8 protein-coding genes are annotated in these 11,013 nt (G+C 56.2%); 3 read left to right on the top strand and 5 right to left on the bottom strand.

What is annotated here, in order from left to right; genetic code table 11:
- Positions 1-307: 307 nt before the first annotated feature.
- Positions 308-1,717, bottom strand: coding sequence for a pyruvate kinase (gene pyk / locus JRF57_14085; protein ID MBW2304828.1), 1,410 nt, complete (start codon positions 1,715-1,717; stop codon positions 308-310).
- Between the two features lie 126 nt (positions 1,718-1,843).
- Between pyk and JRF57_14080 the strand changes: the two genes are divergently transcribed.
- On the top strand, positions 1,844-2,047 hold the full coding sequence (locus JRF57_14080) for a uracil-DNA glycosylase (GenBank protein ID MBW2304827.1): 204 nt from the start codon (positions 1,844-1,846) through the stop codon (positions 2,045-2,047).
- A 43-nt stretch (positions 2,048-2,090) separates the two neighbouring features.
- On the opposite strand, the gene JRF57_14075 is transcribed toward JRF57_14080, so the two are convergent.
- Together JRF57_14075 and JRF57_14070 are read right to left on the bottom strand one after the other, a co-directional pair.
- Entirely contained in the window at positions 2,091-4,520 is a 2,430-nt protein-coding gene (locus tag JRF57_14075) for an HDOD domain-containing protein (GenBank protein MBW2304826.1), read from the bottom strand.
- An 83-nt stretch (positions 4,521-4,603) separates the two neighbouring features.
- Positions 4,604-4,792, bottom strand: coding sequence for a helix-turn-helix domain-containing protein (locus JRF57_14070; GenBank protein MBW2304825.1), 189 nt, complete (start codon positions 4,790-4,792; stop codon positions 4,604-4,606).
- 207 nt (positions 4,793-4,999) lie between these two features.
- On the opposite strand from JRF57_14070, the gene JRF57_14065 reads away from it, so the two are divergent.
- A complete protein-coding gene (locus JRF57_14065) occupies positions 5,000-7,063 on the top strand; it encodes an ATP-dependent DNA helicase (protein MBW2304824.1) in 2,064 nt (687 codons plus the stop codon).
- An 80-nt stretch (positions 7,064-7,143) separates the two neighbouring features.
- Here the strand turns inward: JRF57_14065 and JRF57_14060 are convergent, their stop codons facing one another.
- Complete coding sequence (locus tag JRF57_14060; GenBank protein MBW2304823.1) at positions 7,144-8,466, bottom strand: DegQ family serine endoprotease; 1,323 nt, start codon at positions 8,464-8,466, stop codon at positions 7,144-7,146.
- Between the two features lie 511 nt (positions 8,467-8,977).
- Here JRF57_14060 and JRF57_14055 point away from each other — a divergent pair.
- On the top strand, positions 8,978-9,535 hold the full coding sequence (locus JRF57_14055) for an NUDIX hydrolase (GenBank protein MBW2304822.1): 558 nt from the start codon (positions 8,978-8,980) through the stop codon (positions 9,533-9,535).
- A gap of 30 nt (positions 9,536-9,565) precedes the next feature.
- On the opposite strand, the gene JRF57_14050 is transcribed toward JRF57_14055, so the two are convergent.
- Positions 9,566-10,249 carry an acyloxyacyl hydrolase gene (locus JRF57_14050; GenBank protein MBW2304821.1) on the bottom strand — a complete coding sequence of 228 codons (684 nt, stop codon included), beginning with the start codon at positions 10,247-10,249 and terminating at the stop codon, positions 9,566-9,568.
- Between the last annotated feature and the right edge of the window lie 764 nt (positions 10,250-11,013).

Here is an 11,013-nt window from a genome sequence, read left to right as displayed (position 1 = left end):
GATCTTTTCGGAAGTGACCTGTTGGGAGGCCTGCCAGACAGCAGCAGGTAAACCTTCGTTATTTCATGGGGTTAGGGATGGGGGAAACCCCGGCTCCCGCTTGTAAAAGCGGGAGAACGGCGGAGGGGGCAAAACTCCCCCGTTCCTAACCCCTTGAAATAACCAGGCCGGGAGACTCGGGAACGAGGAAAAGATCCCCCTGCCCCTTCAATCTAATCCGGCAAATATTTCAATTCGGTACCGGCCTCCAAAAGGCCGATGGCGCCTTTTCTTTCGTTTCAAGGCTCCCGGGCGTTTTTCAAAGGTCTCAGAGTGTCTTGATCCGAACCATATTGGTGGTTCCCGCCACCCAGACCGGATGCCCGGAAGTTATCACCACTCGTTCCCCGCGGCCTGCCAGCCCGCTTTCAAGGGCCGCCTCGGCGGCCGTGCGGATCATCTCGTCCGTATCACCGGAGGACGGCACCAGGCGAGGAATACAACCCCAGTACAGGCAGAGTCTCCGGACCGTTCTAGGACTTGGAGAAAGGGCGAGCAGGGGCCTGACGGGCCTGAACCTGCAAATATTCCTCGCCGTCAATCCCGAACGGGTGGGAGCCACGATTGCGGCTGCTTCCAAGTGTTCTGCCAGGAGGCAGGAGGCATGGGCCACGGCTTCGGAAACCTCCTTTCGAGGCATCATGGCCAGAAACCGATCGTGGGGAAAGTGATTTTCCGCGCTCTCGAGGATCCGGACCATGAACCGGACGGATTCCACGGGATAGGCACCGGCCGCCGTCTCTTCGGAAAGCATGACCGCATCGGTTCCGTCCAGGACGGCATTGGCCACATCCGTGGCCTCGGCCCGGGTGGGCCGGGGGGAATCCACCATGGAACGAAGCATCTGGGTGGCGGTGATGACAGGTTTTCCTGCAAGGTTGGCCTTCCTGATGATCTGTTTCTGGACGTTCGGGACCTCCTCCAGGGGGATTTCGACCCCTAAGTCCCCCCTTGCCACCATTATTCCATCGGCTGCCTCGATGATCTCGTCCAGATTCCGGATGGCCTCATGTTTTTCGATCTTGGCGATCAGGGGAACATCTCTATCACCCTTTTGAGAAATAACGGCCCTGGCGCGCAGAATATCCTCCGCGCTACGCACAAATGAGAGGGCCACGAAGTCCACATCTATTTCAAGCCCGAAGCCCAGATCCTCGATATCCTTGTCGGTAAGTGAAGGAACATCCAAGGTTCCATCCGGGAGATTGATCCCCTTGTGGGAAGTGAGAAGGCCGCCGGTCACCACCTCGCAGTGGATATCCTTCCCACGCACTTCCCTCACGATGACTTCCATGGTACCATCAGCCAGGAGAAGTCGGGCTTGGGGACCCACTTGACGCGGAAGATCCGGGAAAGAAAGGGGTACCTTGCCTTCAGCGGCCTCAGCCCCTTCCTGGCCCGTCAGGATGAGGGTGTCGCCGGGTTCGAGACGGATACCCGGATCCGGAATCCAGCCTACCCTGATCTTCGGCCCTGCGAGATCCTGGAGTACCGCCACGGGCCGGCCCTCTTCTTCCGACAGCCGGCGCAGGACCCGGACCCTTTCTTCGTGCTCTTGGGGTGTCCCGTGGGAGAAGTTCAGGCGGGCCACGGTCATGCCTTCCCTGATAAGCTGCCGCAGGATCCCGGGGGCGACGCTCGAGGGCCCGATAGTGCATACGATTTTCGTCTTGGGCATGATATCCCTCACCAACTTTTCGCCTTTTCCCCTATAATCGAACCCTTGGGGATAAATCAACGGAAATCGTTAGAGGAGGGGAAAATACCCGAGGTGAAAGGCCTTTATCGCCCTATGGAGATGAACATGGTTCATGGCGAAGAAAACCACCCTAAGGGCACCGACTTCATCTTCTGCAAAAACTGCAAATATTTTTACATTACCTGGGACAAACGGTTCCCGTACGGGTGCAAAGCCCTTGGTTTCAAGAGCCGGGCACTTCCCGCCGCGGAAGTCCGTGCATCTTCGGGTGCCCCGTGCCTCTACTTCGTGAAGAAGAAAACCGGATAAGGGCCGGCATACCTTGTCCGGCGGCCTTGGGAGGGAGCATGGGTCAGGACCGAAACCGCATTTGTTTCATGGCAAGGACCGCCTGATTGCACAGGGTCTTCATGTAATGAAGCTGGTCTCCCGAGAGCACGCGTCCCTTGCGGTTCCTGTCCGCATAAATGAGACCCAAAGGTTTCTTGTTGATCATGATCGGGTAAAGCACGAAGGCGGGGGCCAAGACAAGCTTCCGGTACCAGGCGGGGATACCGCTCTGGATTCGGGGATCCTCGATATCGTCGATGCCCAGATCCTTTCCCTGGACGAGGGAGAGGTTGAAGACATCGGCCTCCCTTTTCAACTTGAAACCAAAGTCTTCCATGATCTTTTCAATATTATCTCCGAACCCGAAACGGGCCTGGATATAGGATCGCCGCGGGTCGACCAGACAGAGCAGGACCCTGAAGAAGCCGAAACCCCGGTACATGGTCTCAAGAATCATGGTCAGGATGCTGTTGATCTCGAAATCTTCGAGTAGGGTGTTGGTGATCTCCTGGATTCCGTTGATCAACACGATCTTCGGGTCAGCAGTCTCATCAAGGGGGACCTCGGTCTCAGGGATCTCCAGTGCCTGGTATTTGGGTGCGGAGGAGTCCGGTGAAACTTCAGGCTCTTCCGCCACTCGAGGGACCTCTTCCTTTTTGCCCGCCCCTGAGCGGCCCCGAGAGTATTCGGCGAGATTTCGCAGAAAAGCGCTTTTGGAAGTATTGATCTTCAGGGTGTCTGAATAGGTTTTCACTCGGTCCCTGGCTCGATCAAGCAGGGAAGAAATCTGTTTTTCGGATACCGGCAGGCTCTTCTCAAAGCGGTGTATGAGGGCTGAAAGGGCCTTTTCCCTTTCCCTGCCTTCGGTCGTGCTGGCGATCTTGCAAAGGGAATTGGAAAAGGCCGAGAGGTTTCGGAGCACTTCCTCATCGGATCTTGCCGGCCCGAGGTTCCCACGGGGCAGCGGTTTCATGCTCTGAATGATCTTTTCAGGGAACTTCCAGGCCCTTGCGATGCCCGCCCCCAGCTCCCCGTAGGAAATGCCGAGGATGGCGCGGGAGGCCGCCGACTCGCTGATGCCCTTCTGGATCATCCTGGTCTTGATCTGTTTGTACTCTTCAGGGAAATAGAAGATGACCAGGTGCCGTCCGAGGTTGCGAAGCATCGCACAAATGAAGGCCTCCTCTGAGATGCCCCTGGACATCTTGCCGGAGAGTTCCTCAGCGATCATCCCGCTCATGAAGGAACTGAGGGCGGCGTCCTTAAGTTCCTGGGACTGAGCCTTGTTCTGGAGGTGCTCGAAGAGGAGGAGGCTGGCCGCCGCGGTGCGGATCTGCTCGAACCCCAGGATGACCACGGCCCTTGAAACCGTCGTGACCCGTCCGGAAAAGTGGCTGTAAAATGCCGAATTGACAAGTTTCAGGAGCTTGTTGGTGAGGGCATAGTCCTTGATGATGGTATTGGCCAGCTGGGAGGCGGAAGTGTAGTTGAGACTTCCGGAGGAAGCCATCCGGTTGATTTCCATAATGTGACGGGAAAAGGTCGGAAAATCGCTCTTGTGGCGCATGCGGCGGAGGAGGAAATCCACGGTTGCATTGGTATCCAGTTCCGATTTCACCTCCCCTTCATCTTCCGTTTCAACCTTGAGGTAGTCTTCCAGTGCCCTCTTCATCTCCCGGGCTTCGCGATAGCGGGCGTCGGGGTCTTTTTCCAGGGACCTGAGGATGATCGCGTCCAGCCCCTCATCTACGACCTCGTTTTGGAGGGAAGGGGGCGACAGGGATTCATGGGCGGTCTTGTACATGGCGGTGAACTCGTTTTCCGCCTTAACAGCCGGTTGCCCCACCAGCATCTCATAAAAGATGAGCCCCAGGGAAAAGACATCTGACTGGGGCCCGAGGGTCCCGCCCGAAAACGATTCCGGAGGCATGTAACCGGGTGTCCCTGCAAGGTCTCCGGACTGACTCTTGCGGTCCTTCATCACCACCGAGATGCCAAAGTCCATGATCCTGGGTGTGTCCCCGGCGCTGATGAGGATGTTGGAAGGGCTGAGGTCCCGGTGGATGACTCCATGCTGATGGGCATAGGCCATACCATCCAGGATCCGGCCCATGATCGAAACGGCCCGGTGGACTTCCATTGGTCCCTCTTTCTTGAGGAGTTCCCGCAGGGATACCCCTTCTACATACTCGAAAACCAGGTAGGGCCTTCCGTTGAAATTCCCTGCCTCGAAAACCGGTATGATGTTGGGATGCTGCAGTTTTCCTACGGTCTTCGCCTCCCGCAGAAGGCTTGCATGACGTTCTCCGTCCCTCGAGAGACGCAAATGGAGGGTTTTTATGGCGACCTTCCTGTCCAGTCGGGGGTCAAGGGCGAGGTAGACCACTCCCTGGGCTCCATTTCCCAGTTCCTTGATGACTTGGAAACGGTCGATCCTTTTAGGTATGTCCATTAATAAGGAAATCCTCGATCCAGTGCCCTGTCCTATTTTCCCCGGGGGAGGGGAAGGGCTGATGGGCCGCCATCAGAGTCCTCTCATCCCGTCCCGGCCCGGTCGTTGTCCCCTGAGCGGATCCAGGCCTTCAGGCTCTCTTTTTCAAAGCGCCACTTGTTCATGATCTTCTTGCCGGGAATCCGCCCGTCCTTGGCCAGCTTGTAAAGGGACCGTTTTCCGATCCGAAGCAATGCCGCCGCCTCTTCAATCGTCAGGATCTCTTTTTCCATCGATATGTTCCCTTGATCCCGTTTTTGGTTTTCTGGTCCAAATCCTTTTGTCATTTCAAGCATGGAGCGTGCCAATATCATGAACATTGTCTGGTTTTTCATAAAAAGAACAGAAATAATCTGAATTTCTAGGCCAAACTTTATACCTCTCGAGCCTTCTCCAGGGGGCGGAGCATGATGAAAATAAAGTGAGAGCAGGAAGGATATTTGACGATATGTCGTAATAGTGACGCTTCGAACCCGTGCCCTTCAAGGGGCATATCCGTTGACGGCCCGGAACACCGCGGCTATATTCTTGCCATGCCTTGCTCTCCTGACCCGATAGAAGGCATCCTCGGCAAAGAGGGCGCCCTGAGGAAATCCCTTGAGGGATTCGAGTGTCGGCCTTCCCAAATTGCAATGGCGCGGCTGATCCTCGAGGCTATCGAGACGAAGCAACCTGCCATTGTGGAGGCAGGCACCGGCACGGGCAAAACCCTGGGATACCTTGTTCCCCTTCTCTTGAGCGGAAAGCGGGCGGTCATCTCCACGGGCACCAAGAACCTGCAGGAACAGATTTACCAGAAAGATATCCCCCTCCTTGCTTCGGCGACCGGCCGCAGGGTAGACGCCCTCCTGATGAAGGGAAGGAAGAACTACCTGTGCCTGCACCGCTACCACCAACTATTCTCCCAGGCCTCCCTTCTCAGGCCGGATCTCGAGGAAACCAGGCGGCGGCTGACCGAATGGCTGAAACAGACTGAATTCGCCGACAGGGGCGAGCTTCCCTGGATCCGGGATGACGACCCCCTTTGGGACGATCTGTCCGCCTCTTCCGATCAATGCCTCGGCTCCCGATGCCTTTACTGGGAAGATTGCTACCTGGCCGCCCTCCGAAGAAGGGCCGCCCGATCGCAGATCATCATTGTCAACCATCACCTTTTTTTTGCAGATCTGGTGGTGAAAAAAAGTGGATTAGGGGAGATCCTCCCCCCTTTCCAGGTGGTGGTTTTCGATGAGGCCCACAATCTCGAAGAGATCGCCACCCATTACTTCGGGCGGAGACTGAGTACCCGCCAAGTCCTGGATTGGGCCAGGGACCTTGAAAAAGAGATGGGAAACTTAGAGAAAACGGCCAGGAAGGCCCTGTCAAGATCCCTGGATCTGGTTCGTACCGGGGTAAATCAACTCTCCGGCTGCCTGCCGAAAGAAAACCGGGGGCGTCTGAACCCTGACGCCCTTGAAAAGCTCGCCCATGGACCGGTCGCGATGATGATTCAAGGCCTGCGGCGGATCCATCAAAATTCGGAATGGAGGAGTCACCGGAGCAACACCTTCCAGGCCTGTCTCTTCAGGGCCGAGGAAATCCATCGTTCCCTTGAGGAAATCCTGTCCTTCAGGGATGTCAACTGGCTGAATTGGTATGAGCGGCGCAAGACCAACCTCGTGCTCCATGCATCCCCCCTGGACATCTCTTCGGATATGGACGAACTGCTCTACCAGGAGACCAGGACCCTCGTGTTCACCTCGGCGACCCTTTCCACCAAGGGAAACTTCGATTATTTCAAGTCGCGCATGGGACTTTCCGGGCCGTTGCTGTCCGGGATCCATCCCTCCCATTTCGACTTCGAGAACCAGACCCTTCTTTACGTGCCCACGGATCTCCCGCTCCCCTCCCTTCCCGAATTTCCCCGGAAGGCTGCGAAAAGGATCCTTGAGATCCTTGAGATCACCTCGGGACGGGCCCTCGTGCTCTTTACGAGCCACCAGAACCTCAACCTGGCCCACGAATTCCTGAGCGGGAAACTCTCCTATACCGTCTTCAAGCAAGGAGAGGCCCCCAAATCCGTGCTCCTGGACGATTTCAGGAAGGATACTCACTCGGTTTTGCTGGCCACGGGGTCATTTTGGCAGGGAGTGGATGTGCCGGGAGAGGCCCTGAGCTGCCTGATCATCGACAAGCTGCCCTTTGATTCGCCCGGTGATCCCTTAGTTGCCGCACGCATCGACGCCATCCGGGCAAGGGGAGGCAATCCCTTCATGGAATACCAGCTCCCTTCGGCCATCATAGCCCTTAAGCAAGGCCTTGGGAGACTCATCAGGAACACCTCGGACCGGGGCGTCCTCTGTATCCTGGATGTGAGGATCATTCGGAGCAGGTACGGGCACTTCTTTTTCGAAAGCCTGCCCGGGATGAGGGTGACCCATGAACTGGCGGATATCGGCCTGTTGTTGAAGGGTTCTTCAGGCGGAGGCCGGATGGGAGAACAGACAAACAAGGGGCGGCCCTGAAATCCTCCGCCCCTTGCCGATCGGGTTCCATTATTAGATGCAGGCGAAAACCGCGTCCGCCCGCCTCCATCTCCGATCCTTCACTCCGGTATTCTGATAGTGGTAAAAAGGGTGGTGTTCCGTCGCTTGATCAGCAGGAGGATCGTGTCTCCTTTTTTGTAAGCAGCGATCCTCCTTTCAAATTCCTGTATGCTGTTTACCGGTTCCTGGTCCATTTCCAGGATAACGTCCCCCGGCCGAATGCCGCTCTCTGCTGCCGGGGTCCCGCCCTGGACGGCCGTCACCACAAGTCCCCGGGTCTCAGAGAGCCCGAATCGGCGGGCCAGATCCGGCGTGATCTCCTCCAGCGACATGCCCAACCGCGGGCCGGGACCCTTCAGAGGACCTGATACCTTTCCTTCCTCGGGCATCTCTCCGATTCGAACCCTCAGCCTTTTTATTTCTCCCTTACGGACGACCTCCACCGTCACGATCCGGTTCACAGGGGTTGAGGCCACGAGAAAAGGAAGGTCCTTGCTTTCTCGAATGTCCCTGCCATTGAAGGATACGATCACGTCACCCCGCTTCATGCCCGCCCTGTCGGCAGGTCCGCCCGGAGTCACGTCGGCCACCAGCGCCCCTTTGGCCTCCCTGAGTCCGAGCTTTTCCTTCAGCTCCGGGGTGACCGGCTGAATCATCACACCTAGCCATCCCCTGATGACCTTGCCCCTCTTTAGTTGGGGAAGCAAGTCCTTGGCCATGTTCACGGGAATGGCGAACCCGATGCCGATGCTGCCCCCGCTCTGTGAAAAGATGGCGGTGTTGATCCCTATCACCTCCCCGGCCGTGTTCAGGAGGGGCCCGCCGCTGTTACCGGGATTGATGGAAGCATCGGTCTGGATGAAATTGTCATAGGCCCCGGCGCCCAGATGCCTGTACTTGGCGCTCACGATCCCGGCCGTGACAGTGTGCCCGAGCCCGAAGGGATTCCCGATGGCCACCACCCAATCCCCAACCTCCACCTTGTCGGAGTCTCCAAGGGGGAGCGGAGTCAAGGGATCCCGGGTTTTGATCTTGATCAGGGCGAGGTCCGTCTTGGGATCCCTCCCAACGATCCTGGCCTTGTACTCGCTGCCGTTGTCCAATTTCACCTTGATCTCGTCGGTTTGTTCCACCACGTGATTGTTTGTCAGTATAAACCCGTCACGATCGATGATAAAACCGGTCCCGAGGGCCTGCTGCTTGAATTCCCTGGGGAGCCGATCTCCGAAAAACCGGTCGAAAAAATCCCTGAAGGGATCATTGGGGCCAAAGGGCAAGGGAAAGGGTTGCCGCTTGATGGTCTTGACCGTGCTGATGAAGACAACAGACGGACTGGCTTGTTTGACGAGCTTGGAAAAGGAGCCGGGTGCGGCCGGCATCATAGGAGTCGGCTGGGCCCGGATATCTCCGGCCGGACCAAGCAGGATCCCGCCTAATAGGCCGAGCAGGCACAAAAGCGTCCAATAAACAATCCTCACGTCTTTTCTTGAATACAGTCCTCGTTTCATGGTCAACTCCTCCCCGTCTGGGTTCGTCCCCCGCCGGGGGACGGGAAAACCTCTTCACTTTCTGTTCACGGCCGTCTGCGCGGTCCCCATTCGCTTATCCGGCATCCATTGCTTGGGCTCCAGGTGCCATCCCGGATGCCGCCCCATACCCTAATATATGATTCCCGCAACTATAGCAGAAGATCACGGCAGATCCAACGGCGGATTCTCCAGATCCCTCCAGGGATGTGGAAAAAATGCCGTAGACATGGACCACGGGCGTTTCCCCCTTTTTCCTTGAGTTTCCCCGGCCCAGGGACCTATATTTGGGGACAGGATTTCCCGTCCCCGGGATCCTCTTCTTCTTCGTGTTTCATAAACACCTGTTCTCTAAGGAGTTAACCCCATGCCCCCAAAGCCATGGAAACTGATAACCAGCCGTTTCGAAGCCGCCTTTCCTATCTTCAACCTCCGAATCGACCGCGCCCTTTCCCCCAGAACCAAGGAAACCCATACCTTTTATGTGCTTGAATCAGCGGACTGGGTGAACGTCATCCCTGTCACACCCGGTGGAGACGTGGTCCTGATCCAACAATACCGGCACGGATTAAGGGAAGTGACCCTGGAGATCCCCGGTGGCATCATTGAGGCCTCGGACACTCCGCAAGAGGCCGCCCGGCGAGAACTCCGTGAGGAGACGGGATACGAGGCGGAGGAGATGATCGAGTTGGGCTGCGTCCATCCCAACCCCGCGTTCCTCAACAATACCTGTACGACTTTCCTGGCCAAGGGCGTCTATCCGGCAGGCCCACAAAGGCAGGATGAAAAAGAGGACATCGAAGTACTGCTCAAGCCGCTGGAGGAAATCCCCTCCCTGATCAGGGAAGGCCGAATCACCCACTCCCTGATCCTGGCCGCCTTTTATCGTTATTACATGGAATATCTTCCCGGCCTCGGGAAATGAGGGGCTCAGGAACGCCTGAAGATGAAGCAATTACTCTCCCATCAATTTTTTCAGGAGGCTTCCCGTATATAACCAGTCCGTGTAATAGGTCAGTCCGATAAACCCTCCGAAGGCGTTGATACCCCAGTTCCTTTCAGCCAAGCGGGCATTGGAAATGTGATGGAACATGGCCTCGGCATCAAGGGACCAGTGTTTGTTGAGAATGTACCTGAAACCCACACTGGCCTGGGGAGTGAATTCGATGGCCTGCCCGATGGCCCGCTGTGTCATGTCTTTGTATGCGTCGTTGTACACGATCCCCACCCCACCCTGTATGTATGGGATGAAACGGGAATCGGGGTGAACGAAGTTGTATCTCACCAGCCCGGTAATTCCCCCGATGTAGTGGCCGAATCCCTTGAATATATAGGAATTTGAGATTTCGAAGATGACCTCCGTGTTCCCCCTGAACCAGTATTTCCTCTCCTGGGGATCGTTCAGCATGCGCCCGATGCGGATATTGGTCTGGGCATAGTCCAAGACGAGGGTCCTTGCGGCGAGGGCAAAGGGCGAAGCAAGGACACCCGATACCACCTGGAAAGTGATTCTGTCCTTACAGAAGATGGAAGATGGGGAAAAATCTGCGGAAGTTTCGCCGGCAATGGCGCTGGATGAAAAGGTGAAAAAGGCGGCCGTCAACATGATAAGCAATGCAAGGCGGTAGGGTCGTGCCATTGGTCGTAATCCTTTCTTTTTCTTTCCTTTCTTGTTTAGTGCCCATCAATAAACTGCCCTTTTCGCAATCGCTGTATCTGTCTGCAGGTCGTGCAGCTTCTTGTTTGAGCCATGCCCGGCAAAGCTTCAAACGCAGCAATGCAGACCGAACCCAGCAGGATCATAACCCTTCGGAGTATAGAAGCTGAAGGATCCCCTGTCAAGGGACCTCGGAAGACCGAACCATCTAATTATACAGGAATAAAGGTTATCGCAAGAAAACTCGGGCCGAAAACCCTTATCTGTCGTAAGCCGGGGAGCCCCCGGCAGGGCCCCATGTCCACGGGGCAAGGGGATGGAACCCGGGAAGGCCGGGATTTGAATGTCTTCCAGGGAAATGATATACAAGTCGTTGAATCCTAATTATACGATAAACTGTCATTGACTGAAGCCGATAGTTTTAGGGGCCAAGGGTTCAAGGGATCAAGTGAAAATCATCTTGAATCCCGATTTTTCACTCGAACGCCGGACCTCTTGAATCCTCGACCCCTACTCAAAAAGTTGAAATTCGAGTACCAAGGCTTAATGGTTTCGGGCCTTTTCCCATTGTAAGGATGGCTTGAACAAGGGCCGATGGCCCCTTTTCTGAAGTGACCGGCGGGCTTATCAGTGGGGAAGCCGCAGCTCACGCTCTTCTTAGAGCGGGAGAATGCGGAGGGGGCCGGCCCGCCAGAAAGCGGCGGGCAAGTGTCCCCCGCTGATAAGCCGCTGAAAACACCAGCCCG

The organism is Deltaproteobacteria bacterium, assembly GCA_019310525.1.
Classification (GTDB): domain Bacteria; phylum Desulfobacterota; class DSM-4660; order Desulfatiglandales; family HGW-15; genus JAFDEE01.
Note: the sequence above shows the minus strand (reverse complement) of the source record. Positions and strands in the feature narration are given on the sequence as shown.